Origin of the sequence: Brachybacterium endophyticum, from assembly GCF_003130585.1 — a bacterium.
Lineage (GTDB): Bacteria > Actinomycetota > Actinomycetes > Actinomycetales > Dermabacteraceae > Brachybacterium > Brachybacterium endophyticum.
On the sequence record NZ_QFKX01000002.1, the window covers coordinates 159378 to 185360 of the forward strand.

The window sequence follows — 25983 nt, forward strand, 5'->3', positions numbered from 1 at the left end:
GGTAGGCCTCGGCCGGGTGGCCGTCGGCCAGGTGGGCTGGCACCCACAGCCGTCTATAGGAGAGTTCCGAGCCAAATCCGACCGGTTTTGGCTCGGAACGCTCCTATAGAGCGCGTCTTGGCTCGCCCGGCCCGGCCCGGCCCGGCCCGGCCCCGCCCGGCCCTGCCCCGCCCTGCGCCGCCCCGCCCGCCGTGCCCCTCCGGCGTGACGTGTCCGGCGCGTGCACGCTTCGGCCCGCCTCCGCCCGGCCCGGAGTTCTAGACTCCTCGGACGCGCGGATTCCCGATACGCGCCACCGCAGGAAGGACTCCCATGCCCAGCACGCCCCCGGCAGGTTCCCGGATCATCGGCACCGGTCATTACCGGCCCGAGCGGATCATGACGAACCACGACCTCGAGCAGTTGGTCGAGACCAGTGACGAGTGGATCCGACAGCGCACGGGCATCGAGGAGCGCCACATCGCCGCCGAGGACCAGGACGTCGCGGACCTCGCCGCCGAGGCCGGTCGCGCCGCGATCGCCGACGCCGGCGTCGACGCCTCCGAGATCACCCAGGTGATCGTCGCGACCTGCTCGAACGAGGAGCGCTCGCCGAGCGCCGCGGGGCGCACCGCGCAGCTGCTGGGGCTGAACAATCCTGCGGCCTTCGACGTCTCCGCCGCGTGCTCGGGCTTCGAGCACGCGCTCGCGGTCGCCGACATGTCGATCTGCGCCGGCGCCTCCGCCACCACGCTCGTGATCGGCGCCGAGAAGCTCTCCGCCGTCACCGACTACAGCGACCGCACGACCTGCGTCCTGACCGCCGACGGCGCCGGAGCGATGGTGCTGGTGCCGAACGACGAGCCGACGATCTCGCCCGTGCAGTGGGGGACCGTCACCGACCTCGCCGACGCCGTCACCATCGGCCCGCCCAGCGGCTGCTTCTCCCAGCAGGGTCGACAGGTCCTCGGCTGGGCGCTGCGCGAGGCACCCAAGCTGTGCGCTCGCACCGTCGAGGCCGCCGGTCTCACCATGGCCGACATCGACGTGTTCGTGCCCCACCAGGCGAACCTGCGGATGATCGAGCCGCTCGCTGCCTCCCTGGACCTGCGCGAGGACGCGGTCGTGGCCGACGACATCATCACCTCGGGCAACACCTCGGCCGCGACGATCCCGCTCGCGATCTCCCGCCTGCGCGAGGCCGGGCGCATCCCCGCCGGCGCGACCGCTCTGCTGGTCGGCTTCGGCGGCGGCTTCTCCTGGGCCGGGCAGGTCGTCCGCCTGCCCTGAGCTCGCCTGCCCTGACGTCGCTGCCCGGGCGCTGCCCGCCCCGGCGATCCGCCCGTCCCACCGCTCACGCCCCGGAGGTCCCGTGGATTCCCTGACAGTGCAGATCATCGTCACGGTGGTGGTGGCCATCGCCTACGCCGCGGGGCTCACGGGCATCGTGCTGCCGATCCTGCCCGGTTCGATCACGATCCTGATCGCCTCGCTGGTGTGGGCGATCGTGCTGGGCGGATGGACCTGGCTCGCCTTCGCTCTCATCGCCGTGCTCTGCATCGTGGGGATGATCTGCAGCTACGTGATGACGGGCCGGCGGCTCAAACAGCACGAGGTCCCCACCTGGCCGATCGTGGTGGGCGTGCTCGCGGGCATCGTCGGCATCTTCGTGATCCCGTTCCTGGGGCTGCCGATCGGCTTCGTCATCGGCCTCTACGGCTCCGAGTGGTACCGCCGCCGCGATCTCAAGCTCGCCTGGCAGTCCAGCTGGGTGGCGATCAAGGCCTTCGGCATCGGTGTCATGCTCGAGCTGGTGTGCGGCTTCGCCTCCACGCTGATCTTCGCGATCGCGACCACGGTGCACTTCGTGCAGCGCTGAGTCGCCGAGTGCGCCGGGTCGCTACCGGTCAGGAGGCGATGGCGCTGGCCTGCTCACCCGCGTCGGTCACGCACGCCGCCCTCCGCCGTCTCCACGGGGAACCGGCCCTCCCGTCCCCGCGGCCTCTGGGATCATGAGTCCATGCCCGATCCTGCTGCCTCGTCACCCGGAGCCATTCCACCGGTCTCCTCACGCGACACCCCGCGCTTCCGCTCGGTCGATCAGCAGCGCGCGCTCGCCGCGGCGTTCCAGGGGCAGGGGGCCGACTACGACAGGCTGCGCCCCGGGTACCCCGCGCCCGTGATCGACGGCCTGGTCGAGCAGCTGCCCGATGGCGCGCGCGATGTCGTGGACCTCGGCGCAGGCACGGGCAAGCTCTCGGTGGAGCTGGTGGCGCGCGGGCTCGGCGTGACCGCGGTCGACCCGAGCTCCTCGATGCTCGACGCGGCGCGAGCGGCAGCGGAAGGGACAGCGACGTCGTCGAGCGGCTCCTTCCACACCCGCGTCGCCTCGGCAGAGGACACCGGCCTGCCCGACGACTCCGCCGACCTGGTCACCGTCGCGCAGGCCTGGCACTGGTTCGACACCGAAGCGGCCTGCCACGAGATCGCGCGAATCCTGCGCCCCGGAGGTCTGCTCGCGCTGATCTGGAACTCCTTGGACGTGCAGATCCCCTGGGTGCACCGCTACTCACGGATCATGCACGCGGGCGACGTCTACCGTGACGACTTCACGCCACCGCTCGGCGGTCTCTTCCATCAGCGCGAACGCGTCGTCCATCGCTGGGAGGACCCTCGCACCACCCAGGAGCTCATCGATCTCGCGCGCACCCGCAGCTACGTGATCACCGCAGCGCCCGAACGGCGCGAGAAGGTGCTCTCGAATCTCGACTGGTACCTCCACGAGCACCTCGAGCACGAGCGCGGGAGCATCGTCCCATTGCCCTATCGCACCGACCTGTTCGTCGCCGCGACTGCGCCGAACGTCGAGGCCCCCGAGCCCTCCGGGCCCGAGGCATGAGCGCCCGCTCGGCCGCACGCCGCCACCGCGACGAGGTCGGCGGCATCGTCGCCGTGCACTCCGATCGGCCGGGACCGCTCGTGATCGGCCGGTTCGTCCTGGTGTGGGCGGTGTTCACGGGCCTCACCCTGATCAACCCGGCGGAAACCGCGGTGCTCGCACTCGCCCCGGCCGCAGCGTTCGCGATCATCTTCGCGCTGATCCTGCTGTACATCAGCGGGGAGCGGCTCGTGGTGTGCGAACGGGGCCTCCTGGTCGGCAGCGTCGCCCCCGGCGTGCGTCCCTACGTGGTGCGCTACGACCAGATCGTCCCGGGCAGCATCGCCCCGCTCGAGGGGTCCGGCGCTACGCCGCCGAGACCGCGACGGGAGGCTTCCCGCAGTCGACGGTCCGACGCTCGGCGTGGACCCGGCGAGGGATCCACTTCGTGGGGCCCTCCCCGAAGGAGGCACGCCGACACCGCGCCGTCCTCGCCCCTCTCCAGGACCCCCCGCCGCGCTCGATCGATGGACGTTGGGTCTGGTTCGCGGGGACGGGATCCACGGCTCCGGACCAGGTCACCGAGCAGATCGCGCGCGCCGTGAAGGGCTCTGGTGCGACCGAGCTCGCCCGTGCGACCGGCTCGGTCACGGTCCGCGAGCTCACCGGCAAGCGTGAGGACGCTGCCCGGCAGCTGCCCGGCTTCCGCTGAGGCTTCCTCTCTCCGGAAGCTCGTCCACCTGCCGCCGGCGCGGCCGCCGACTCAGCCGCCGGTGCCGCCGGTCCCGCCGCCGCTCGCGCCGTCGGCCCCGGTGATCGACATGTCGCCGACCTTCCACTGCGAGCCGTCCCAGTTCAGCTTCATCTGCATCTCGCCGCTGAAGCCGTCGACCTCCTGCGCCTGCTTCTTGGGGTCGTCGACGATCTGGGCGTCCTTCTGCGTGACCTCCACGCTCAGCGTGCCGCTGGTGGGCGGGTCACCGGCGCCGTCGAAGGACGCCGACTTCACGGTGAACTCCCCGCCGGACTGGTATCCGCCCTGCTCGTGCAGCTGCGTGGCATTGCTGAGGAACGTCGTGCACACCTCGCAGTTGGAGTCGACGACCTCGCCCCAGCCCTTCACGTCGCCCGTGGCCATCATGTAGCCGTAGGAGTCCAGCAGGTACGTGCCGACCTTCGTGGCCCCGTCCTCCGACTGGTCCGTCAGCGCGTCCTTCGGGAGCTTCGGCCCGGAGGTGGGGGAGGGGTCGGGCTGCGAGGACGGGTCCACGGCCGGTCGCGTGTCCTGCTCGGCGGTCGGGCTCGCCGAGGCCGAGGGGGCGTCCTTGCCGTTGCTCTTGCCGAACACCTGCGAGAGGCCCACGGCGCCGAAGGGGATCACCAGGGCGAGTGCCACCACGGCGATGATGATCTGCTGGGTACGTCGCTTCACCGTGCCAGCGTAGAGGGGCCGCCTGGACGCGCGACAACGTGCCTGGGCTCGACCGAGTGCGGCCGATGCGCGGCCGGTGCGTGGTCGGCGCAGAACCGGTCGGACGTCGGACGAATCCGCCCAATTCGATGGACCCCGCGGTCTTTCCTCCGTAGGCTACTGGGCGCAGTCCGGGGCAGTCCGCGCACCGGATCGCCTCGATCCCGCCGAAGGACCCCTGTGACTCTGCTGCGCCTCGTCCTCTCGGCCGCCCGCCGGTACTGGATCTCGATCATCGTCGTGGTGATCTTCCAGCTGCTCGGAGTGCTGGCCAACCTCTACCTCCCCACCCTGAACGCCGACATCATCGACGACGGCGTCGCCCAGGGTGACATCCCGACCATCTGGCGTCTGGGCGCCTGGATGCTGGTCGTGACCTTCGGGAACATCCTCGCGGTGGTGATCGCGAACCATCAGGCCGCGCGCGCCTCCATGAGCGTCGGCCGCGATCTGCGCAGCCGCGTGTTCGACCAGGTCGCGACCTACTCGGCCCATGAGGTCAACGAGTTCGGGCCGGCCTCCCTGATCACCCGCTCCACGAACGACGTGCAGCAGGTCCAGATGCTCACGTTCTTCTCGCTGCAGTTCCTCGTGCAGGCGCCGATCACGGGCATCGGCGGCATCGTCCTCGCGCTGCGCGAGGAGGCGGGCCTGGCCTGGCTGATCGCGGTGATGGTGCCGCTGATGCTGGTCTCCGTGGGCCTCCTGATCGCCCGCGCCGCGCCCCTGTTCCGGGTCATGCAGGAGCGCATCGACACCATCAACCAGGTGCTACGCGAGCAGATCACCGGCATCCGCGTGCTGCGCGCCTTCACCCGCGAGGACTTCGAGCGCGAGCGCTACGAGGACGCCAACGCTCTGCTGACGGACACCAACCGCCGCGTGGGCCTGCTGATGATCCTGATCAACCCGATCATCATGTTCCTGCTGCAGGTCTCGAGCGTGCTGGTGCTGTGGTTCGCCGCCCCGCGCGTGGAGTCCGGGACCATGCAGGTCGGCTCGATCACCGCGTTCATCGCCTACCTGATCCAGATCCTGATCGCGGTGATGATGGCGACCTTCATGACGATGATGATCCCGCGCGCCATGGTCTCGGCCGAACGCATCGACGCCGTCCTGACCACCCAGACCTCCGTGACCGTCCCCGAGCACGGCATCACCGAGGTCACGGGACGCGGCGACCTCAGCGTCGAGCACGTCTCCTTCACCTACCCCGGCGCCGAGACCCCGGTGCTCTCCGACATCGACTTCACCGCCCGCGCCGGGCAGACCGTCGCGATCATCGGCGGCACCGGCTCGGGCAAGACCACCCTGCTCAGCCTCGTCCCGCGCCTGATGGACGCGAGCTCGGGCAGCGTCCGGGTCGACGGGGTCGACGTGCGCGAGCTGGATCCGCAGGTGCTGTGGGACCGCATCGGCCTGGTGCCCCAGCGGCCCTACCTGTTCTCCGGCACCGTCGCGACGAACCTGCGGTTCGGGCGGCCCGACGCGACCGACGAGGAGCTCTGGCACGCCCTCACCGTCGCCCAGGGCCGCGACTTCGTCGCCGCCATGCCCGAGGGGCTGGACTCACCGATCGCCCAGGGCGGCACGAACGTCTCCGGCGGCCAGCGCCAGCGCCTGTGCATTGCCCGCGCGCTCGTGGCCCGGCCGGAGATCTATCTGTTCGACGACTCGTTCAGCGCCCTCGACCTCACCACCGACGCGCGACTGCGTGCGGCGCTGGCCCCCGAGACCCGCGATGCGCTCGTGCTGATCGTCGCTCAGCGCGTCACCACCATCACCTCGGCCGACCTGATCCTCGTGCTCGAGCACGGGAAGGTCGTCGGCTCCGGAACCCACGCCGAGCTGCTCGAGAGCAACGAGACCTATCAGGAGATTGTCCGCTCCCAGGGCGCAGAGGAGGTGGTCGCATGAACGCCGACGACATGACGAAGCCGGACTCGACGGAGCCGGGCTCGACGGAGCCGGGCTCGACGGAGCCCGATTCGACGGAGCCGGACTCGACGACGCGTGCGAAGACCCCCGCTGCCGCAGTGGGCGACGAGGCCGGCGAGGCCGCCGAGATCAGCGCGGAGAAGGATGCCGAGCGCGGCCTGCGCCCCGGCCAGAGCGCCAAGAACTTCTGGCCCTCGGCGCTGCGCCTGATCCGCACCATCGGCCCCGAGAAGATCTACGCGATCCTCGGGATCCTGCTCGGCGTGATCGGCGTCGGCCTCGCCGTCGTCGGCCCGAAGATCCTGGGGCGGGCCACCGACATCGTGTTCTCCGGCGCGATCTCCAAGCAGCTGCCGGCCGGCGCCAGCAAGGCCCAGATCATCGAGGGATTGCGCGCCCGCGGCGAGGACACCTACGCCGATCTGCTCTCGGGCATGGACCTCACCCCCGGCCAGGGCATCGACTTCTCCGCCCTGCACGAGGTGCTGTGGTTCGTCGTCGGCATCTACGTCGTCTCCAGCCTGTTCCAGTGGCTGCAGGGCGTGATGCTGAACCGCATCATCTTCCGGATGGTCTACCGCCTGCGCCGGGAGGTCGAGGAGAAGCTGCACCGGCTGCCGCTGGCCTACTTCGACCGTCAGCGCCGCGGCGAGATCCTCTCGCGGGTCACCAACGACATCGACAACATCCAGAACACCCTCATCAACACGCTGACCGGGCTGGTCAACGCGCTGCTGATGGTCCTCGGCGTGATCGTCATGATGCTGACGTTGTCCTGGCAGCTCACCCTCATCGCGCTGTGCGTGATCCCGCTCGCCGCGCTCATCACGGGGCTGGTGGGCAAGCGCTCCCAGAAGCTGTTCCAGCAGCAGTGGGATGCCACCGGCAAGGTCAACGCCGAGGTCGAGGAGGCCTTCAGCGGCCACGAGCTGGTGAACGTCTTCGGACGTCGCCGCGAGGTCTCGCGCAGCTTCGAGGCGCGCAACGACGAGATGTACAAGGCGTCCTTCGGCGCCCAGTTCGTCTCCTCGCTGATCGGCCCGCTGATGATGTTCGCCGGGAACCTCACCTACGTCGCGATCGCGATCGTCGGCGGCCTGAAGGTGATCGGCGGGGACATGTCGCTGGGCAGCGTGCAGGCGTTCATCCAGTACTCCCGCCAGTTCACCCAGCCGCTCAGCCAGGTGGCCTCGATGGCCACCATGCTGCAGTCCGGCGTGGCCAGCGCCGAGCGGGTCTTCGAGCTGCTGGACGCCGAGGAGCAGGAGCCCGACTCCGCCCGCGACGCCGAGGGTCGGCCCGATCCGACCTCCCTGGACGCCGCCTCGCGGATCCGGGAGGGACGCGTCGAGTTCGATCACGTGCGCTTCTCCTACACGCCCGAGCGCGAGCTCATCCGCGACCTCTCCCTGGTCGCCGAGCCCGGGCACACGGTCGCGATCGTCGGGCCGACGGGCGCGGGCAAGACCACGCTGGTGAACCTGGTGATGCGCTTCTACGAGATCGACGGCGGCCGGATCACGATCGACGGCGTCGACATCCGCGACCTCACCCGCACCCAGCTGCGCGAACGCACCGGCATGGTCCTGCAGGACACCTGGCTGTTCAACGGCACGATCATGGAGAACATCCGCTACGGCCGGCTGGACGCGAGCGACGAGGAGGTCATCGAGGCCGCGAAGGCCACCCACGTCGACGACTTCGTGGGCCACCTGCCCGAGGGGTACGAGACGGTGCTGGACTCCGACGCCTCGAACGTGAGCGCGGGGGAGAAGCAGCTGCTGACCATCGCCCGCGCGTTCCTGGCGCGGCCCAGCCTGCTGATCCTGGACGAGGCCACCTCGAGCGTGGACACCCGCACCGAGGTGCTCGTGCAGAACGCGATGAACCGTCTGCGCTCGGGTCGCACCTCCTTCGTGATCGCCCACCGCCTCTCCACCATCCGCGACGCGGATCTGATCCTGGTGATGGAAGCCGGGGACATCGTCGAGCAGGGCACCCATGATCAGCTCCTCGAGCAGGGCGGTGCCTACGCCCGCCTCTACCGCTCCCAGTTCGAGGGGGCGGTGGCGGATCCCGATGCCGAGGAGGAGCAGGGTGAGCCCGTGTCCACCTCCACCGGCGGCATCGTTCCGGGGATGTGAGGGGCCGTGCGGCGGTCGTGGGACCCGCACCACACCGATTTGTTGTCATGCATAGCCGTGCATAAACTTCCATCCGTGATCCCGTCCCGCCCCCGTCGGCGCACCGTGCTGCGCTCGCTGCCGGTCGCCCTCGGTGCCGCCCTCGCGGCGCCCGCGCTGGGCGGCTGCACCCACGCCTCGGAGAGGTTGGATGCGCAGAGCAACGCGATCCCCACGATCGACCTCTCGGGCATCCGGAAGCAGGACGATCTCGCGGACCTGGTGCCGGCGGAGATCCGCGAGCGGGGCACGCTCGTCAACGGCGCGGCCCTGAACTACGCGCCGGGGGAGTTCGTGGGATCCGGCGGCGAGGCCGTCGGCTACGACATGGACATCCTGGCGGCCGTCGGCAAGGTGCTGGGACTGGACACCCACACCGAATCCGCCGTGTTCGCGCAGATCATCCCCTCGATCGGCTCCAAGTACGACGTCGGGATCTCGAGCTTCACCATCGATCCGGACCGTCTGAAGCAGGTCTCGATGGTCTCCTACTTCTCCGCCGGCATGGCCTACGCCGTCAAGAAGGGCAACCCCTACGGCATCACCCCGCCCGACCTGTGCGGCACCCGCGTGGCCCACCAGGTCGGCACCTACATGGACGACGTCGTGGCCGAGCGCGATGCGGCCTGCCGCAAGGACGGAGGCAAGGGCGTCATCGACCAGCCCTACGTGGGCAACGCCGACGCCGCGACCGCCGCCGCGGGCGGCAAGGCCGACGTGCTGATCGGCGATTCCCCGGTGGTCGCCTACGCCGTGGAGAAGTCCCACGGCACCCTCGAGCAGATCGGGGCCATCGAGGACTCCGCGCTCAACGGCATCGTGGTCTCCAAGGACCAGCCCGAGCTGGCCCGGGCCCTCCAGGGCGCCGTCCAGCACCTCATCGATTCCGGCGACCTCCACGACATCCTCGATGCCTGGGGCAACGCCTCCGGCATGATCAAGACCTCGGAAGTGGACCCGCAGTGAGCACAGCCAGCAGCGACCCCGCCCTCGCGCCCGCCCGTCGCGGCGCCGACCCGATCCCCGGTCGCATCCGCGCCAAGCGCAGCCCGCGGCCGGGCACCTGGATCAGCGCCGTCATCGTGGTGCTGCTCGTGCTGGCGCTCGCGAACTTCCTGGTCACCAACCCCGTCTTCGACTGGCCGACGGTCGCCGAGTACATCCTCGACGTCAAGGTCGTCCAGGGCGTGGGGTGGACGCTGCTGATCACCGTGCTGGCGATGATTCTCGGCACTGTCATCGCCCTGACCGCGGCGATCATGCGCCGCAGCGAGAACCCCGTGCTGCGCGGCGTCTCCTGGGCCTACATCTTCGTCTTCCGCGGCACCCCGGTGTACACCCAGCTGGTGTTCTGGGGGCTGTTCACGGTGATCGTCCCGAAGATCGCGCTCGGCATCCCGTTCGGCCCGGAGTGGTTCTCCTTCTCCACCCGTGACTACTTCCCGGCGTTCTGGGCGGCCGTTGTCGGCCTCGCCCTGAACGAGGGCGCCTACCTCGCCGAGATCATCCGCTCGGGACTGAACTCCGTGGACAAGGGGCAGAGCGAGGCCTCGAAGGCGCTGGGCATGGGCAATGGCCAGATCCTGCGGCGGATCATCATCCCGCAGGCCATGCGCGTAATCGTGCCGCCGCTGGGCAACGAGACCATCGGGATGCTCAAGACCACCTCGCTGGTCCTCGCGGTGCCCTTCACCCTGGACCTCACCTTCGCGACCAACGCGATCGCCAACAAGCTGTACGCGCCGATCCCGCTGCTGATCGTCGCGGCCCTGTGGTACCTCGCGATCACCAGCGTGCTGATGGTGGGCCAGTACTACCTCGAGCGCTACTTCGGCCGCGGCTTCGACGACCGCCCCGGCGGCGCCGGCCCCGCCAAGCGCGGGCGCCGCGCCCGCCAGGCGGCCGTGAACCGCTCCGCGACGACCCCCAAGAACTCCCTGCCGGAGGTGGAGCAGTGATGAGCCAGAGCCCCCAGGACGAGACGGTGGATCGGACGGCGGACCGGAGCAGCTCCGGGACCAACACCCACCGGGCCGACGCCCCCGCCCTCATCGAGCTGCAGGGCGTCCACAAGGCCTTCGGCGACCTGCACGTCCTCAAGGACTGCGACCTGACGGTCGAAGCGGGGGAGGTCGCCGTGCTGATCGGCCCCTCGGGCTCCGGCAAGTCCACGCTGCTGCGCTGCATCAACCAGCTCGAGGAGCCCACGGCCGGCCGGGTGCGCATCGCCGGTGTCACCCAGGGGTACGAGGAGGAGCCACTGCCCGACGGGCGCTGGCAGAAGCTCTCCCCGAAGCGGATCGCCCGTCAGCGGGCGCGGATCGGCATGGTCTTCCAGCGCTTCGACCTGTTCCCGCACATGACGGCTCTGCAGAACGTCATGGAGGCGCCCGTGCACGTGCTGGGTCGCTCCAAGGAGCAGGCACGGGAGGAGGCCCTCGCGCTGCTCCAACGGGTGGGTCTGGGCGACCGCGCCGAGCACTACCCCTCCGAGCTCTCCGGCGGCCAGCAGCAGCGGGTGGCGATCGCCCGCGCCCTGGCCATGGAGCCCGAGCTGATGCTGTTCGACGAGCCCACCTCGGCGCTGGACCCCGAGCTGGTCGCCGAGGTGCTCACGGTGCTCAAGGAGCTCGCCGAGGGCGGCATGACGATGGTCGTGGTCACCCACGAGATGGGCTTCGCGCGCGAGGTCGCCGACAAGGTCGTCTTCATGGACGACGGGCAGATCCTCGAGCAGGGCACCCCGGACCAGGTCATCGACCACCCGACGTCCGAGCGTCTGCAGGGATTCCTCGCCTCCGTGCTGTGACGGCGGCGGTGCAGGTGCTCAGACCAGCACCTGCGGAGGTGACGGGATCGCCGCGATCAGGCGCTTCGTGTACTCCGACGTCGCGTCCCCGAAGATGTCCTCGATCCGGCCGTGATCGACCACCTGACCGCGCTGCAGGACGGTGGCCGAGTCGGCGATCTGCCGGACCAGTCCGAGGTCGTGTGAGATGACCACGAGCGTGAGGTCCGGGTTCTCCGCGCGCAGCTCGAAGAGGAGATCGACGATCTGGGCCTGGACCGTCACATCGAGCGCCGAGGTCGGCTCGTCCAGCACGAGCACGCCGGGGGAGAGCACCAGGGCGCGCGCGATCGCGACCCGCTGGCGCTGACCGCCGGAGAGTCTGCCGATGCGGCGCGAGGACAGGCTCTCCGGGATCCGCACGCGCTGCAGCACGTCGGTCGCGCTCGCACGCGCCGCGGCCTTCGCCGTCCCCCGGATCCGCAGCGGCTCGGCGACCAGATCGACGAGTCTCAGTCGCGGGTCGAGCGCCGCCAGGGGGTTCTGGTACACCAGCTGCAGGGCGCCGGGATCGGGGTTCACGACGTGAGGCGTCCGCGGACGCTCGGCGTCGCCGACCCGGACGGTGCCGGCGTCGAAGGAGGTGAGTCCGGCGATGATCCTCGCCAACGTGGTCTTGCCCGACCCGGATTCGCCGACTAGTGCGTGGATCTCCCCGCGACGGACGCTCAGATCCACGCCCTCCAGCGCGGGGGAGGGACCGCCGAAGGACTTCGTGAGTCCCGAGACCGCGATCGCGGGAGAGCGGTCCTCGACGGCATCGCGGTGGGCGCGCAGCTGCTCACGGCTCGCCGCGTACCTCTCGGGCGTGAGCGACGGGACGTCGCGGAACAGCTCCCGCGTGTAGGGCGAGGACGGGGCCGCGATCACCCGATCGGACTCACCCTGCTCGACCACGACACCTCCGCGCAGCACCACGACATGGTCGCTGCGCTCGGCGGCGAGGGACAGGTCGTGGGTGATGAGCAGGACCGACAGGTCGAGCTCCTCCCGCAGCTCCTCGAGGAGGTCGAGAACCCGCTTCTGCACGGTCGCATCGAGAGCCGAGGTGGGCTCGTCCGCGATCAGCACGCTCGGGTTCCCGGCCAGGGCGCCCGCGATCAGCACCCGCTGCAGCTGGCCGCCGGAGAGCTCGTGAGGGTGGGAGCGGAGCTTGCGGTCCACGTCGGCCACGTGCACCGTCTCCAGCAGGTCCCGCGCACGGCGGCGGGCGTCCTGGGTGGAGAGGGCCTGCGCCTGACGAACGGACTCCGTGATGTGCGCGCCCACGGTCTGGAGCGGGTCGAGAGAGCCGAGCGGATCCTGCGGGACGTAGCCCAGGATCCGACCGTGCAAGGCCTGCCAGGCCCGCGCGCTCAGCCCTGAGACGTCGGTTCCGTGCAACGCGGCGCTGCCACCGAGCCAGCGGGCGTTCTCGGCCAGCAGTCCGCTGATGGCCGAGGCGATGGTGGTCTTCCCCGACCCCGATTCGCCCACCAGGGCGGTCGTTCGGCCGGCCGGCGCGGTGAACGAGACGTCGTCGATCGTGCGGGCCACGCGCCCTCGGCCCGCATATCCGATGCTGAGCCGGTCGACGGCGATGGCGGGTGGGGTGGTCACGGGAGGGAGCGGCCGGACGCCGACCTCCTCGGTGCTGACGGTGCTCAATTGCTCGTCCTCCGAATCTTCTCCCACAGGCCCTGCAGATGCGACGCCGACAGCACGGTCAGCACGATCACCACTCCCGGAGCCAGTAGCAGCCAGGGCGCCGAGAGCAGGTACTGCCGGCCCTCGGACACCTGGAGCCCCCACTCGGGGCTGGGCGGGACCGCGCCGAACCCCAGGAAGCTGAGCGAGGAGATCCAGACGATCGCGCCCCCGAACTGCAGGGGGATCAGCGAGACGACCGGCCCCACCGCATTGGGAAGGATGTGGTGGGCCAGGGTGCGCAGACGGGAGGCGCCCTGGTGCTGCGCCGCCTCCACGTACCCCGAGGAGCGCAGGGTGAGCACCCCGGATCGCGTCACCCGCGCGAAGCTGGCGATGGAGGAGATGCCCACGGCGATGGCCGCGTTCACCGCACCGAACCCGAGCGAGACGACGATGACCATCGACAGCAGGAGGCCGGGGACCGACAGCAGCACATCGATCAGCCGGCTGATGACCGAGTCCACGACCCCGCCCAGGTAGCCGGAGACCACTCCCAGGGTGAGACCCCCGGCCAGTCCGACGGCGACCGCCACGGCAGACGCGCTGAGAGAGGCCCGCGCTCCGTGGACGACGCGCGTGTAGACGTCGCGCCCCAGGTAGTCGGTCCCGAACCAGTGGGCGGTGGACGGGGCGAGCAGGCCCTGCCCATCCGCTGCTGCCAGGGGATCGGCCCGCGCGAGCAGGGACGGTGCGATCAGGGCGATCAGCAGCAGGACCAGGAAGAGGACGGCGGCGGCATCCGCTGCGCCGATCGCGGGGAGGCCGCGGCCGGTGCGCGGTGCTCTGCGCGCACCGGCGGGAGCCGAGGCACGGGTGGCGACGGTCATGGGGTCACGCTCCTTCTGCGGATGCGGATGCGGATGCGGATGCGGATGCGGATGCGGATGCGGGCTCGGGTGCGTCGGCGGCCGCACGGGCCGAGACCGGCGCGGGGGTCCGACGGGCCGGGCGCCCCGGCGGCTCCGCGATGCCGATCCGCGGGTCGATGACGGGGTAGAGCAGGTCCGTGGCGAGGTTGATCAGCGTGTACAGGCTGGAGGCCAGGAGCACCACGGCGAGCACGATGGGGCCGTCCTGCGAGCGCACCGCCTGCTCGGTCACGTAGCCGAGGCCGGCACGATTGAACACCGACTCCACGATCACCGACCCCGCGATGAGGTCCGCGATGGTCAGGGCCAGAAGGGTCAGCGCGGGGATGGACCCGTTGCGGAAGACGTGCCGGCCGACGATCGCCCCGCCGGACAGGCCGCGGGAGCGGAGCACCTTGACGAAGGGGCGGCCGCTCGCCTCGGTCAGTCCCTGGATGAGGACCTGCGTGATGGCGGGGCTGACGGAGATGCCGAGCGTGATGGCGGGGAGCACGACGGTCGATGCTCCCTCGGTCTTCAGCGCGGAGACCCAGCCCAGCTGGTAGGAGAAGATCTGCAGCAGGAACAACCCGATCAGGAAGCTGGGTGTGGCCAGCGACAGGCCGGGCACCAGCCGTGCCAGGCGACGCACGGCCTCCCAGGGCGCGAAGACGGCGAGCGTGCCGACGACGGCTGCGATCACGGCCGCGACGACCAGAGCGACCAGGGCGAGGACCACGGTGGACCCGAGTCCCTGGAGGACCAGATCGCTGACGGCACGGCCCGTGCCCAGGGAGTAACCGAGGTCGCCGTGCAGCAGTCGGCCGACGGTGATGGCGAACTGCGTGATGGCGGGCTCGTCCAGGTTGTAGTACTCGATGATGGCCCGCGCCTGATCCGGTGGGACCGGGTTCTGCGGATTGTCCAGACGGTTCTTCACCGGGTCGCCGGGCAGCGCGAAGAGGACCCAGTAGGTCAGGACGTAGGTCACCGCCACGACCAGGAGGGCCTGGAGGATCCGGGTGAGGACGTATCTGGTGCGTGCGAGCATGGTCGAGGTCCTTCCGGGGGAGGTCATGGCCGGTCGAGCCAGGTGCTGTAGAACAGCGGCCGGGCCTCGGCGCTCCAGGAGAGCCCGTTGACGTCGTTCTTCGCCGCGAAGATCTGCGAGTCCTTCAGCAGCGGGATGGTGTAGGCGTTCGCGACCACGTACTCCTGCAGGTCCGCGAGCGCCGAGGCCCGCGCGCGCTCGCCCTTCGCGGTGGCCTGGTCCGCCAGCAGCTCGTCCAGGGCAGGGTCCCCGCCCTCGATCGCGAAGTCATCGGTGCGGCTCGTCTCCCAGATCGTGCGCAGGGTCGCCCAGGGCGCCGGGTACGGCCAGCCCGAGCGCACCATCGCCACATCCGGCGCCGCGTAGGCCTCGGACACCTGCGAGTAGTCGGCGTCGCGGAGGATCAGCTGGACACCGAGCTCCTTGAGCTGGGACTGGACGAGTTGGTAGAGCGGCTTCGCGGTCGCGTCGTAGACGTCGATCACGGTCACAAGGGACAGGCGCTCGCCGTCCTTGGTGCGGTACCCCTCGTCGTCCCGCTCGTCGTACCCCGCCTCGTCGAGCAGCCCGTTCGCCGTGTCCGGGTCGAAGGCGAGCCGCTCTTCCTGGTCGACGAAGCCGACGGTGTCCTCGGTGACGACGCTCCGTGCGACCGACCAGTTGTCGGTGTAGAGGTCGGAGAGCAGGGTCTTCCGGTCGATGCCGACCTGCAGCGCCCGCCGCACCCGCACGTCCTGGAGAGCGGGGATCGACTGCCGGAGGTGCCATTGGTTGGTGGCGCCGATGCCCTGCGCGGCGAGCACCTGGAAGCCGTCCTCGTCGGCCAGGTTCCGCTCGTCGGCCGGCTGGATGTAGCGGATCGCGTCGGCCTCACCCGAGCGGAGCGTGCCCAGGCGCGTCGTATCGTCCGTCACCGCGTGCACCTCGACGCGTTCGAGGAGCGCCTCGCCCTGCTGACGCAGGCCCGGTGGTGCCCAGTCGTAGCCCGTGCGGCGGGCGAAGACGATCCGCTCGCCGTACTTCTCGCTCTCGACGACGAAGGGTCCGCTGCCGATGATCCCGGTGATCTGTTGCTGGGTTTCCAGGGGCGCGTTGATGGTCCGGTCCGCGACCAGCGAGGCACCCCAGCCGGAGAGCACGTCGAGGAAGTCGTTGTAGGGGGCGCGCAGGCGCACGGTGACCGTGGACCCCTCGCTCGTGATCGTTGTCGGACGGGGCCATTCTGTGGAGGGCTGGATCCCGTTGCGCTCGTCCCCTCGGGCCTGCCATTCCAGGTTGCGCTTCACGCTCGCGGCGTCCAGCGGCGTGTGATCGGAGTAGGTGACGCCCTCGCGGATGCGGAAGGTGTACGTCGTCGCGTCCTCGGAGACGTGCCAGCTCTCGGCGATGTAGGGCTGGATCTCACCGGTCTCCGGGTCCTTCCACACCAGGCGGTCGGTGATGTTCTCGAGGTAGGCGGAGTCCTGCCAGGTCCCGGCGGCCTGCGGCTGGGTGGATCGGCTGGACTCGGCGTCGAGGTACACCAGGGTGCCCCCGCGCACGGGACGATCCGACGCCGACGGAGCCGCGGCGCTGCTCGGATCGCTGTGGGAGGCGAGACCCCAGGTGGTCAGGCCGCCGGCCGCTGCGACGGCCGCGACGCCCCCGCCCAGCAGCCTGCGTCGTCGGATCCGACGCTCCTGGTCGTGCGCCTCGGAGAGGGCCGCCTCGAGACGCTGCGGACCGCTGTCCCACCGACGACTTCGCGATGCGGCGCCGCCGGCCGCGGCGTACCGGTCCTCATGCATGACCGGCTCCGGCTGCGGCACCGGCACCGGCTCCGGCACCTGCCCCGACTCGGGCCCGGGGGTCGTCGGCCCTGGGCGCAGGGGTCGGAGGAGCGACGTCCCCGAACTGCTCGGCGCTCTCCTCGACCCCGAGCTCGTAGGCGCCGATCAGCCGTCGACGCTGCTTCACGGGGTTGTGCGAGGCGATCGTGCGGGCGTGGCGCCAGAAGCGGTCGAAGCCGCGGGCCGAGGAGACCTGGGATGCGCCGCCGACCTCGAAGATCTCGGTGGTCAGGGTCAGCACGCGGTCGATGACTTCGCCCTGGATGCGGTAGACGTCCCGCTTGCCGCCACGGAAGTCGCCCTCCGTCGCGCTGCCCGCGCGATGTCGCTCGAGGATCTCGTCCCATTGCTGCGCCGCAGCGATCACCAGGGTGCGTGCCGTGAACGCGGCCGAGGACACGGACCCGATCGTGTCCTGGACGAGTGGGTCCTCCCGGACCTCGGTGACGTCGAGGCGACCGAACAGGCGGTGCCTGCCGCGCACGTAGGTCACGGCCTCACGGAGCGCGGACTGGCCGACGCCTGCGAGCACCGCGAGCAGCACCAGCTGGAACAGCCCCTGTCGGAGCTGGCCCCAGGCGGTGGAGCGTTCGATGCCGCGCACGTGCCGGGGGTCGACGCGGGCGTCGACGAAGTGCGTCGTGCCGGTGCCGGTGAGCTGCTGGCCGAAGCCGTCCCAGTCGTCCTCGCACGTCACGCCGTTCTGGGCGGTCGCGACGGCGACCATCACGGTCTCGCCGTCCTCGGCCTTGGCCGCGAGATCGATCCAGTCCGCGTAGATGCTGCCGGTGGTGTAGTACTTCGTGCCGTTGAGCAGGAACTGATCGCCGTCCCGGGTCAGTGTCGTCGCGACGTCGAGGGTCTCGGACTTCTCGGACTGGGCGTTGCCGATGAACTCACCGGCGACCGCGCGGGAGAACCAGCGGTCCCGCACGGCCGGGTCGGCGAAGGCGGCCGCCTCCTCCAGCAGCACGAAGTGGCCGCGGAAGACGTGGGCGAGATGGGAGTCGGCAGCGGCCAGATCGACCAGGTGCTCGAAGGTCTCCCGGAGCGACCACCCGAATCCTCCGTGCGAGATCGGGACGCGGACGCGTCCGAAGCCGAGTCGGAGGGCACGGGCCAGGAGGTCGCGAGGCAGCTCGTGCTCCGTCTCGCGCGAGCGGACGTGCTCGGCGGCATCGGCGAGCAGGGCGTCCCAGGCCTCGTGGTCGAAGGGGCGAGGATCATGGCCGGTGTCGGGCATCGGGATGCGGCACCTTTCGAGTGAGCAGGTCGTCGATTCGATCCGAGGAGCCCTGGGGGCAACCGGGATCAGCGCGGTCGCGACCACACCCCCGGATACGCGGCTGACCACCGCAGACGCCCGGGGCACCCCGTTCTGCGGGATCCGTGGACCCGTTCAACGTACGAGCGCGGGCGTTCGTCCTGTAGTTCTGTGAAGACCTGAGAACGCAGAAGACCTGGGATCGCAGATGGGAGGCGCGGGTCTCGCGAGCGAGGGTGAGGGCGCTGCGAGCCCAGGCGACGCGCCGCGAGGCGCGAGCAGCCTCAGGCGTCCCAGGCGCCGGGGGAGGAGAGCTCCTGCCAGACGGTGTGCATGTGGGAGCGGGAGCAGGCCTCCGCGGCCTCGCCGTCACCATCGGCGATCGCCGTGGCCACGCGCACGTGCTCCTCGAGGGTGCCGGGGACGGGGGTGGAGGGGGTCAGCCCCAGCCGATTGCGTCCGAGCAGGACGGACCGGATCGGACCGTCGAGCGTGGCGAGCTGCGGGTTCGCCGAGGACTCGAGCACCAGCCCATGGAAGTCGACGTCGGCCTGGAGGTACTCGTCGGAGTCGCCGAGGCCGCGTTCGCCGAGATCCACGAGGGTGTCCGCCAGTCGGCGGAGCTCCGCCTTCTGCGTCACGCTCGCGCGACGGGCGGCGAGCAGGGCTGCCATCGGTTCGGCGGCGACGCGGAGCTCGGCGAGGGCCTCCAGCTGGCTCTGGCGGAACGGCCCGCTCAGGTTCCAGTCGATCAGCCGCGGGGAGAAAGCGTCCCACTGCCGACGCGGCTGGACGGTGATGCCCACTCGTCGGCGGGACTCGACCATGCCGAGCGACTCGAGCACGCGGACGGCCTCCCGGGCGACGGTCCTGGACGCGCCGCAGTCGTCCTCGATCCCCGAGAGGGTGAGCACGGACCCCTCGGGCAGATCGCCGATCGCGATCCGACGTCCCAGATCCTCCAGGACTCCTTGATGCACACCAGCGGGCATCGCGTCTCCTTCGTCGTCGAGGGCTGCGCTGCTCCGGGCCGATGATCCCCTGCCGTGACGGAGCACGATCGTGCGCCCAGAGCGACTCGCAATGGTGCTATCTTAGCGCGCGATTAATAGTACCTTGGGGTGAGCCCGCTGATCGGGCGCCGTCGGTCGTCACCGAGCCTCGCGCCGTCGCGACACCGTCTGCTGCGCCAGTCGCGCCGCTCACGCTTCCCCTCACGCATTCAACGGAGAATCCGCATGGACAACTGGTCCCAGACCCTGGGCGCCGGGCCTCTCCTCGGCATCGCGGCGGTCGCCGTCGCGCTGATCCTGTTCCTGGTCATCAAGGTGCGGCTGCACGCCTTCCTGGTGCTGGTCCTGGTCTCGCTGCTGACCGCCCTCGCCACCGGCATCCCCACCGGCAAGCTCGTCGACGTGCTCGTGGACGGCTTCGGCTCCACGCTCGGCGAGGTCGCACTGCTGATCGGCTTCGGCGCTGTGCTGGGCAGGCTCATCGAATCCAGCGGCGGCGCCAAGGTCGTGGCCGAGGCGATGGTCGCGCGGTTCGGCGAGAAGCGCGCCGCGTTCGCCCTGGGCCTGACCTCCCTGCTGCTGGGCTTCCCGATCTTCTTCGACGCGGGACTGGTGGTGATGCTGCCGATCATCTTCGCCGTCGCCCGACGCCTGGGCGGGAAGAACCTGCTGCTGTACGGGCTGAGCGCCGCGGCGGCGTTCTCGGTCATGCACGTCTTCGTGCCGCCCCACCCGGGGCCCGTTGCGGCCAGCGATCTCTTCGGGGCGAACCTCGGCGTCGTGCTCCTGGTCGGTCTCGTCATCGCCTTCCCGGTCTGGTTCGTCTCCGGCTACCTGTGGGCCACCGTCGCCAACAAGCGCACGCCGTTGCTGGTCCCCGATCTCTTCGGCACCGACGAGGACCAGCCCGCGACCCCGCCGAAGGTGAGCACCGTGCTGGGCGTGGTCGCGCTCCCACTGGTGCTGATCCTGCTCAACACGGGCCTGGACGCCCTGGGCACTGCCGGCGTCGTCGACTCCGACGCCGTCTGGGTGCAGGGCCTGCGGCTGCTGGGCAACTCGCCCGTCGCGCTCCTGATCACCGTCCTGGTGGCGATGCTCGTGCTCGGAAAGTTCCGCGGTCAGTCCGGTTCGGCCCTCGAGAAGCTCGTGGAATCCACGTTGGGCCAGGTCGCCTCGGTCATGCTCATCACCGGCGCGGGCGGCATGTTCGGCGCGGTCCTGCAGGCCTCCGGCATCGGCGATGCGCTCGCTTCGACGCTGAACTCCTGGGGCATGCCGATCATCGTCGCCGCCTACGTCATCGCCCTCGCGCTGCGCCTGGCACAGGGGTCGGCGACCGTGGCCCTGGTGACCACCGGCGGACTGCTCTCCCCGGCAGTGATCGCCGGGGACTTCGGAGCGGTGGACACCGCCGCGATCACCCTTGCCGCCGCCGCGGGCTCGGTCTTCGCCGGACACGTCAACGACTCGGGCTTCTGGCTCGTGGGCCGACTGATGAACATGGACGTCACCACCACCCTGAAGACGTGGACCGTCCAGCAGGCCATCGAGTCCCTGGTCGGCTTCGCATTCGTGCTGGTCGTCTACGCGATCTTCTGATCGGGCGGCTCGGGGCGGCTGGGTGGGACGCGACGTCTGGCCGCCCCGGCTGGCCCCGTCTGGTCGCCGCGCCTGGCACCCGTCCGGCCACCCCGTCTGGCCACCTCGGCTAGCCACCCCTTCTATAGGAGAGTTTCGTGCCAGAACCGTCGGTTTTCGGCACGGAACTCTCCTATAGAGGGGTCGGAGGGGCCGGACTCGTGGTGTCGCGTTCCGCCCAGCTGGCCAGCCACTACCGGACGTCACCCGGCACAGTCACCCGCGCCGAGTGCCACCGCTGCCCTGTTACGGGCCCAGTCGCCCGGTCTGTGGCAGTCACCCCGTCTTTATAACAGTTCCGTGCCAAGAACGTCGGTTCTCGGCACGGAACTGTCATATAGACGGGTGCGCGAGTGCGTGGTTGCGCGGCAGGCGGGCCGGCGCGGGCAGGCGACTGCGCGGGCCGGCGGGCCGGCGTGGCCTCGCTGCCTCTACGCCCCCGGCGGGAGGATCGGCTGGGGCTCCTCCTCGCGGTGGCGTTCGCGGCTCGCGCTGGCAGCGCCCCCGATCGCGCCGACGGCGGTGACCAGGAGCATCGAGCCGATCACGTCGCTGGGGCGGTGCCACCCGTAGTGGACCAGCTCGAAGGCGACCACGCTGAGCAGGAGGGAGGCGACGACCGTGTAGACGCCGCGCATCACGTGAGGCAGCACGATCCACAGGGCCAGGGCCACCGAAGCGAAGGCGATCATGTGGCCGCTGGGGAAGGAGTTGCCCTGGCTCGTCGCGATCGCGTCGCGCTCGAGCACGAAGTCCTTGAGGACCTGACCCAGCACGTTGCAGGCCGCGAGGATCGCGAAGGCCCGCACGCCCAGCATCGCCTTGTTGCGGCGCACGGCGATCAGGACCACCACGATGCTGCACAGCATCAGCGAGGGCACCGAGACGGCCCACAGCAGCACAGGGGTCCCGTGGATCTCCAGCATCCTGAGGATGGCGAGGTCCAGGCGTTCCGTCGGCCCGTACCAGCCGGAGAGCAGATAGACCACGAAGAACATCGCGATCGAGGTCGCGGCGATCAGGGCGCGGACGATCATATGTCGCCGATCCTCCTCGAGAGGACGCGCTCGGGCACCGCCGCGCGGAAGAGCCGCGGGCGAGGTTTGCCTGTCCTGATCCTTGGTGAGCACGCCCCGATCATTGCATCGCGGCCTCGCCGTCTCGAGGGGTCGGTGGCATCTCGCACACGATCTTCTCAGTGAACACCTGCAGGTGAGAGCGTCGTAACGTTCAGCACCGACCACTTTCGTCGACAGCGGAAAGTTCACTGTCGAATGTCTCGACGGCCGTGGCGTGTTCACGCTCAACCAATGTCTCGACGGCCGTGGCGTGTTCACGCTCGACCGGTTCCGGCGACCGATGAGCACGGAGCGTCGGCCGGCCCTATCGAGCGTGAACCTCTCAGCGGCGACCGGTGCCGTCGACCGCGAACTCGTCGATCGCGGCGAGTTCGGCATCGGTGAACTCGCTGTCCTGCGCGGCCTGAACGTTCTGCTCCAGCTGACGCACGCTCGAGGCCCCCACCAGTGCGGTGCTGACCTGCCGATGCCGCAGCACCCAGGCGAGGGCCATCCTGGCAAGGCTCTGCCCGCGCCTCTCAGCGATCGCGGAGAGGCCGCGGACGCGTTCGAGGTAGGTCTCGTTCTCGGTCTGCTCGGCGCTGAGGAACGGCGAGGAGCCGCCGGCCCGGGAGTCGGCGGGCACGCCCTGGAGGTACTTGCCGGTCAGCAGGCCCTGCTGCAGCGGGGAGAAGACGGCGAGCCCGATGCCCAGGTCGGCAGCGGTCTCCAGCAGTCCGTTCTCGACGTGGCGGTTGAACATCGAGTACGACGGCTGGTGGATGAGCAGCGGCACGCCGTGGCCCTCGAGGATGCGGGCGGCCTCGCGCGTGTGCTCGGGGGAGTAGTTCGAGATCCCCGCGTACAGGGCCTTGCCCGAGCGCACGCCATGGGCGAGCGCTCCCATGGTCTCCTCGAGCGGCGTCTCGGGATCCTCACGGTGGTGGTAGAAGATGTCGACGTACTCCAGGCCCAGGCGTGCGAGGGACTGGTCCAGCGAGCTCAGCAGGTACTTGCGGGAGCCGCCGTCGCCGTAGGGGCCCTCCCACATCCCGTACCCGGCCTTGGAGGAGATCACCAGCTCGTCACGGAGACCGGAGAAGTCCTGGGCGAGGATGCGGCCCAGATTGGTCTCGGCGCTGCCGGGTGGCGGGCCGTAGTTGTTGGCGAGATCGAAGTGCGTGACGCCCAGGTCGAAGGCGCGGCGCACGATCGCGCGCAGGTCCGACAGGTCCCGCTCCTCGCCGAAGTTCTGCCAGAAGCCCAGCGAGATCGGCGGGAGCCGCAGCCCCGAATCGCCGACCCGACGGTAGGCGGTGGTCTCGTAGCGATCGGGGGAGGGATCGTACCGATCGGGGGCGGGGTCGTGCCGATCGGCAGAGGTCTCTGAGCGATCGGGGGAGGGCGAGTGGGCATCGGTGCTCATGGCACGAGCCTAGGCGAGCTCGCGCACCATCACCGCCATGCGCAGTCCGACGACCTTCAGGTCCGCCTCGTTCCCGGCGAACGGCACCGTCTCGCCGGTGGCGACGAAGCCGCGCCGCGCGTACCAGGCCTTCAGCTCCGGCCGGGACTCGAGCACCCGGATGTTCAGGCGCGCCACGCCCTCCGCCGCTCGACGTCTGGCCTGCTCCTCCATCAACGCACCGCCGACGCCGCCGGCCTGCACGGTGGGGTCGACGGCGAAGAGCCCGAGCTCGGCGCCGTCCTCGTGGAGCTCGGTGTAGCAGCAGCCGACGATGCTCTCGTCCCGCTCGGCGACCAGCAGCAGGTGCACGTCGTCCTCGATCGCCGCGCGCACGTCGGCCGCTGCGGCGCGGTCCCCGCCCACCAGGTGCTCCTCGGTGGTCCAGCCGCCCTGGGTGCGGTACGCACGGTTGACCACGGTGACGATCGCGTCGACGTCCGCGGGGCCGGCCTCGCGGATCGCCGGTGCGGTTCGCGGGGAGGCGTCGGGGGCGGTCACGGGATGAGGTCCTCTCGGCGCAGGGCGTGCAGAAGGGCATGGCCGTTGGGTCCCTGCACCCAGACCACGTCGGAGTCGGCCGGCAGATCGGGATGGCGCCGGGCGCGCAGGCCGCTCGAGAGCACCTGTTCGCTCTCGGTGAGCTCGCGGATCGCGACCGCGGCGACGTTCTGCGGGTGGGAACGGGCGAAGGCCGCGTAGATCGCGGGATCGTGCTGGCCGTCGTCCCCGATCAACAGCCACTTCGTGTCGGGGAACTCCCGCGCCAGCTGCTCCAGGGTGCGTTCCTTGTGCTCCCGGCCGGAGCGGAAGAAGCCGGTGTTCGTCGGCCCCCAGTCGGTCAGCAGCAGCGGTCCGTCGGGGTAGCCGTTCTTGTACAGGAAGCGCTGCAGCACCGGGAACACGTTCCAGGCGCCGGTGGAGAGGTAGACGAACGGGGCCGACGGACTGCTCCGGGCGACGTGCTGGTAGAGGTTCGCCATCCCGGGCACGGCGCGCCGGGAGGTCTGCGGTATGACGAAGGCGTTCCAGAACGCCAGCAGCGGACGCGGCAGCCAGGTGACGACGACCGTGTCGTCGATGTCGCTGACGATGCCGAAGTCGCCCTCGGTGCTGTGCACGTGCACCTCGGCGGTGACGACGTTCTCCGAGGTGGTCGAGATCCGCGCGATGTGCACGCCGGGCTCGAGATCCGCCTCGAGCTGCACGTCCAGCAGCCCCGAACGGTCGGAGCGGGCGAGGAAGACGGAGTCACCCAGCTCGATGCGCACGTCTCGGTGGGGTGCGACCTGGGAGAGGAAGCTGCGCCATCCGCGCACGGCCATCGAGCGCATGTCCCAGACCGGCTGGTCATGGTAGTCCGACGGGGCGGTGGGGCGTGCCCACAGCACGCGCGCGATCACGCGGACCCGGCCGGGGGTGCCGAAGCCCGTGAACGGCTTGATCCGCAGCACCCACCCGAAGGTGTCCAGGAGGCCGGCGACCGCGGCATTCTTGACGTCCTCGATCCTCGCGGACCAGTGGGGCTGCAGAGCCGCGGACTCCGGCTGCACGCGGGTCACACGCTGCGCGACATCTTGATCCAGGAGGAGCGAGGATCGTCCGCCTCGACCTCCCAGCGGTCGCCGGTGTCGGCGAAGCCGAGAGCCTCGTAGGTCTTGCGGGCGCTGGTGTTCTCGGGGCCGACGTACAGGGTGACGGTGTCGGCGCCGTCCTCGTTGGCCCACGAGCAGACGGCCTCGGCGAGCTTCTGGGCGATGCCGCTCTTGCGCGCATTGGGCGTCACCCACATGGCCTGGAGCTCGCGCTCGTTGTCCGGGGAGTCGGCCTCGTGGCGGCTGGCGACGACGGCAACGGGCTGCTCGTTCTCGAGGGCCAGGAACCAGGCCGCATCCTGCACACGGGTCGTCCAGGCGTCGTCGTCGTAGGTGCTCTCCCGCTCCCACGACTGCCCGAAGGCGTCGGGGTCGGTCGAGAGCGAACGCAGCCGGATCTCGCGGACGAGTGACCAGTCGTCCTCGCGTGCACGGATGATGTCGACCATGGTCTCCTCCGGTTCGTTCGGGTTGGCGTCGGGACGAGCGGCCCCGCGCTCACCCGCTGTCGATTCTACCTGGGAGAGGTCATCGAGCAGTACGGTCGCCGCCCCGAGGTCGGTCCCACCTTGCCATATCCAGGTGTGGCCGCGCAGGGTTCCCCGGACTGTCACAATGGCGCCGTGCCCGATTTCCGCGTTCTGACCGTCTGCACGGGGAACATGTGTCGTTCCCCCGCGGCGGCCGTCATCCTGCGTCAGGGCCTGAACCAGGCCGGGCTGGGGGAGCGGATCGAGGTCGGGTCGGCCGGCACCAGCTGGGACTCCGAGGGCATGCCGATGGACGATCGCACCGTGAAAGCGCTGGTGCGCGCGGGATACGAGAAGCCCTTCGAGCACACCGCCCGCACCGTCCACCAGTCCGAGCTGGTGACCTGGGACCTGGTGCTCGCGATGACGGCGGAGCACGCCGCGACCATCCGCCGCAAGGTCGATCAGATCGCCGACGAGGATGCGCATCCGGACGTGCTGCTGTGGCGCCAGTTCGATCCCGTCGTCCCCGCGAACGCGCGCGAGGAGGAGATGGCGGTGCCGGACCCCTGGTACGAGGGCCAGAAGGCCTTCGATCGCACGGTGCTGGCGATGATCCGCTCGATGCCCTCGCTCGTGGTCTACCTCAAGACGCAGCTGGCCTCCGTGGACCGCGCCGCAGCGCGACTGCAGGGAACCGCCGGCACGGTCTGACGGCGGGATGCTGACCGGGTGACGGCGTCACCCTCGGCCCGTCGGGCCT

Annotated in this window: 23 protein-coding genes; 11 read left to right on the forward strand and 12 right to left on the reverse strand. The window is 70.3% G+C overall.

Annotated features, from left to right (window positions below; all coding sequences use genetic code 11):
• Nucleotides 1-312 precede the first annotated feature (312 nt).
• The 4 genes from DEO23_RS05130 to DEO23_RS05145 all read left to right on the forward strand — a co-directional run bounded on the left by DEO23_RS05130 (nucleotide 313) and on the right by DEO23_RS05145 (nucleotide 3569).
• Nucleotides 313-1269 carry a beta-ketoacyl-ACP synthase III gene (locus DEO23_RS05130; protein ID WP_109274955.1) on the forward strand — a complete coding sequence of 319 codons (957 nt, stop codon included), beginning with the start codon at nucleotides 313-315 and terminating at the stop codon, nucleotides 1267-1269.
• An 82-nt stretch (nucleotides 1270-1351) separates the two neighbouring features.
• Entirely contained in the window at nucleotides 1352-1858 is a 507-nt protein-coding gene (locus tag DEO23_RS05135; RefSeq protein ID WP_109274956.1) for a DUF456 domain-containing protein, read from the forward strand.
• A 141-nt stretch (nucleotides 1859-1999) separates the two neighbouring features.
• The gene (locus DEO23_RS05140) at nucleotides 2000-2878 is read left to right on the forward strand and encodes a class I SAM-dependent methyltransferase (RefSeq protein ID WP_109274957.1); all 879 of its coding nucleotides are present in this window, start codon (nucleotides 2000-2002) and stop codon (nucleotides 2876-2878) included.
• Between the two features lie 427 nt (nucleotides 2879-3305).
• Entirely contained in the window at nucleotides 3306-3569 is a 264-nt protein-coding gene (locus tag DEO23_RS05145) for a hypothetical protein (RefSeq protein ID WP_109274958.1), read from the forward strand.
• 51 nt (nucleotides 3570-3620) lie between these two features.
• Here DEO23_RS05145 and DEO23_RS05150 read toward each other — a convergent pair whose 3' ends face one another.
• Complete coding sequence (locus tag DEO23_RS05150) at nucleotides 3621-4289, reverse strand: DUF6318 family protein (RefSeq protein ID WP_109274959.1); 669 nt, start codon at nucleotides 4287-4289, stop codon at nucleotides 3621-3623.
• 219 nt (nucleotides 4290-4508) lie between these two features.
• Here DEO23_RS05150 and DEO23_RS05155 point away from each other — a divergent pair, with 219 nt between their 5' ends.
• The 5 genes from DEO23_RS05155 to DEO23_RS05175 all read left to right on the forward strand — a co-directional run bounded on the left by DEO23_RS05155 (nucleotide 4509) and on the right by DEO23_RS05175 (nucleotide 11258).
• On the forward strand, nucleotides 4509-6245 hold the full coding sequence (locus tag DEO23_RS05155; RefSeq protein ID WP_109274960.1) for an ABC transporter ATP-binding protein: 1737 nt from the start codon (nucleotides 4509-4511) through the stop codon (nucleotides 6243-6245).
• Nucleotides 6242-8410, forward strand: coding sequence for an ABC transporter ATP-binding protein (locus DEO23_RS05160; protein ID WP_240613226.1), 2169 nt, complete (start codon nucleotides 6242-6244; stop codon nucleotides 8408-8410). Before DEO23_RS05155 ends, DEO23_RS05160 begins: the two co-directional genes overlap by 4 nt.
• A gap of 75 nt (nucleotides 8411-8485) precedes the next feature.
• Nucleotides 8486-9415, forward strand: a complete 930-nt coding sequence (locus tag DEO23_RS05165; RefSeq protein WP_109274961.1) for a transporter substrate-binding domain-containing protein — start codon at nucleotides 8486-8488, stop codon at nucleotides 9413-9415.
• The gene (locus tag DEO23_RS05170) at nucleotides 9412-10407 is read left to right on the forward strand and encodes an amino acid ABC transporter permease (protein WP_165831733.1); all 996 of its coding nucleotides are present in this window, start codon (nucleotides 9412-9414) and stop codon (nucleotides 10405-10407) included. Before DEO23_RS05165 ends, DEO23_RS05170 begins: the two co-directional genes overlap by 4 nt.
• Nucleotides 10407-11258 (forward strand): amino acid ABC transporter ATP-binding protein, encoded by an 852-nt coding sequence (locus tag DEO23_RS05175; RefSeq protein WP_109274962.1) that lies wholly within the window; start codon nucleotides 10407-10409, stop codon nucleotides 11256-11258. The genes DEO23_RS05170 and DEO23_RS05175 overlap by 1 nt, the downstream gene beginning before the upstream one ends.
• 18 nt (nucleotides 11259-11276) lie before the next feature.
• Here the strand turns inward: DEO23_RS05175 and DEO23_RS05180 are convergent, their stop codons facing one another.
• From DEO23_RS05180 to DEO23_RS05205, 6 genes are all read right to left on the reverse strand, one after another.
• A complete protein-coding gene (locus DEO23_RS05180; protein WP_205678875.1) occupies nucleotides 11277-12944 on the reverse strand; it encodes an ABC transporter ATP-binding protein in 1668 nt (555 codons plus the stop codon).
• Nucleotides 12941-13813, reverse strand: a complete 873-nt coding sequence (locus tag DEO23_RS05185) for an ABC transporter permease (protein WP_109274963.1) — start codon at nucleotides 13811-13813, stop codon at nucleotides 12941-12943. Before DEO23_RS05185 ends, DEO23_RS05180 begins: the two co-directional genes overlap by 4 nt.
• A gap of 4 nt (nucleotides 13814-13817) precedes the next feature.
• A complete protein-coding gene (locus DEO23_RS05190) occupies nucleotides 13818-14885 on the reverse strand; it encodes an ABC transporter permease (protein WP_109274964.1) in 1068 nt (355 codons plus the stop codon).
• Between the two features lie 23 nt (nucleotides 14886-14908).
• On the reverse strand, nucleotides 14909-16672 hold the full coding sequence (locus DEO23_RS05195) for an ABC transporter substrate-binding protein (RefSeq protein ID WP_133249840.1): 1764 nt from the start codon (nucleotides 16670-16672) through the stop codon (nucleotides 14909-14911).
• Complete coding sequence (locus DEO23_RS05200; protein WP_109274966.1) at nucleotides 16665-17957, reverse strand: acyl-CoA dehydrogenase family protein; 1293 nt, start codon at nucleotides 17955-17957, stop codon at nucleotides 16665-16667. Before DEO23_RS05200 ends, DEO23_RS05195 begins: the two co-directional genes overlap by 8 nt.
• A 305-nt stretch (nucleotides 17958-18262) precedes the next feature.
• Complete coding sequence (locus DEO23_RS05205) at nucleotides 18263-18970, reverse strand: FadR/GntR family transcriptional regulator (RefSeq protein ID WP_109274967.1); 708 nt, start codon at nucleotides 18968-18970, stop codon at nucleotides 18263-18265.
• Nucleotides 18971-19216: 246 nt separating this feature from the next.
• Between DEO23_RS05205 and DEO23_RS05210 the strand changes: the two genes are divergently transcribed.
• Nucleotides 19217-20593: a GntP family permease gene (locus tag DEO23_RS05210; RefSeq protein ID WP_109274968.1), complete on the forward strand. Its 1377-nt coding sequence runs from the start codon at nucleotides 19217-19219 to the stop codon at nucleotides 20591-20593.
• Between the two features lie 470 nt (nucleotides 20594-21063).
• Here DEO23_RS05210 and DEO23_RS16050 read toward each other — a convergent pair whose 3' ends face one another.
• The 5 genes from DEO23_RS16050 to DEO23_RS05235 all read right to left on the reverse strand — a co-directional run bounded on the left by DEO23_RS16050 (nucleotide 21064) and on the right by DEO23_RS05235 (nucleotide 25199).
• Entirely contained in the window at nucleotides 21064-21669 is a 606-nt protein-coding gene (locus DEO23_RS16050; RefSeq protein ID WP_165831734.1) for a phosphatase PAP2 family protein, read from the reverse strand.
• A gap of 364 nt (nucleotides 21670-22033) precedes the next feature.
• The gene (locus DEO23_RS05220; protein ID WP_109274970.1) at nucleotides 22034-23116 is read right to left on the reverse strand and encodes an aldo/keto reductase; all 1083 of its coding nucleotides are present in this window, start codon (nucleotides 23114-23116) and stop codon (nucleotides 22034-22036) included.
• A gap of 9 nt (nucleotides 23117-23125) precedes the next feature.
• Nucleotides 23126-23656 (reverse strand): GNAT family N-acetyltransferase, encoded by a 531-nt coding sequence (locus DEO23_RS05225; RefSeq protein ID WP_109274971.1) that lies wholly within the window; start codon nucleotides 23654-23656, stop codon nucleotides 23126-23128.
• Nucleotides 23653-24717: an App1 family protein gene (locus DEO23_RS05230; RefSeq protein WP_240613227.1), complete on the reverse strand. Its 1065-nt coding sequence runs from the start codon at nucleotides 24715-24717 to the stop codon at nucleotides 23653-23655. The genes DEO23_RS05225 and DEO23_RS05230 overlap by 4 nt, the downstream gene beginning before the upstream one ends.
• On the reverse strand, nucleotides 24714-25199 hold the full coding sequence (locus DEO23_RS05235; RefSeq protein WP_109274972.1) for a GNAT family N-acetyltransferase: 486 nt from the start codon (nucleotides 25197-25199) through the stop codon (nucleotides 24714-24716). The genes DEO23_RS05230 and DEO23_RS05235 overlap by 4 nt, the downstream gene beginning before the upstream one ends.
• A 174-nt stretch (nucleotides 25200-25373) precedes the next feature.
• On the opposite strand from DEO23_RS05235, the gene DEO23_RS05240 reads away from it, so the two are divergent.
• Nucleotides 25374-25934 (forward strand): low molecular weight protein-tyrosine-phosphatase, encoded by a 561-nt coding sequence (locus tag DEO23_RS05240; RefSeq protein WP_109274973.1) that lies wholly within the window; start codon nucleotides 25374-25376, stop codon nucleotides 25932-25934.
• Nucleotides 25935-25983 lie beyond the last annotated feature (49 nt).

Bases quoted from the DNA above. Each gene is read 5' to 3' on its own strand.
- DEO23_RS05160 (WP_240613226.1), top strand. From the start codon at position 6,242: ATGAACGCCGACGACATGACGAAGCCGGACTCGACGGAGCCGGGCTCG.
- DEO23_RS05210 (WP_109274968.1), top strand. From the start codon at position 19,217: ATGGACAACTGGTCCCAGACCCTGGGCGCCGGGCCTCTCCTCGGCATC.
- DEO23_RS05190 (WP_109274964.1), bottom strand. From the start codon at position 14,885: ATGCTCGCACGCACCAGATACGTCCTCACCCGGATCCTCCAGGCCCTC.
- DEO23_RS05235 (WP_109274972.1), bottom strand. From the start codon at position 25,199: ATGGTCGACATCATCCGTGCACGCGAGGACGACTGGTCACTCGTCCGC.
- DEO23_RS05220 (WP_109274970.1), bottom strand. From the start codon at position 23,116: ATGAGCACCGATGCCCACTCGCCCTCCCCCGATCGCTCAGAGACCTCT.
- DEO23_RS05130 (WP_109274955.1), top strand. From the start codon at position 313: ATGCCCAGCACGCCCCCGGCAGGTTCCCGGATCATCGGCACCGGTCAT.
- DEO23_RS16050 (WP_165831734.1), bottom strand. From the start codon at position 21,669: ATGATCGTCCGCGCCCTGATCGCCGCGACCTCGATCGCGATGTTCTTC.
- DEO23_RS05200 (WP_109274966.1), bottom strand. From the start codon at position 17,957: ATGCCCGACACCGGCCATGATCCTCGCCCCTTCGACCACGAGGCCTGG.
- DEO23_RS05185 (WP_109274963.1), bottom strand. From the start codon at position 13,813: ATGACCGTCGCCACCCGTGCCTCGGCTCCCGCCGGTGCGCGCAGAGCA.
- DEO23_RS05140 (WP_109274957.1), top strand. From the start codon at position 2,000: ATGCCCGATCCTGCTGCCTCGTCACCCGGAGCCATTCCACCGGTCTCC.
- DEO23_RS05195 (WP_133249840.1), bottom strand. From the start codon at position 16,672: ATGCATGAGGACCGGTACGCCGCGGCCGGCGGCGCCGCATCGCGAAGT.
- DEO23_RS05205 (WP_109274967.1), bottom strand. From the start codon at position 18,970: ATGCCCGCTGGTGTGCATCAAGGAGTCCTGGAGGATCTGGGACGTCGG.
- DEO23_RS05175 (WP_109274962.1), top strand. From the start codon at position 10,407: ATGAGCCAGAGCCCCCAGGACGAGACGGTGGATCGGACGGCGGACCGG.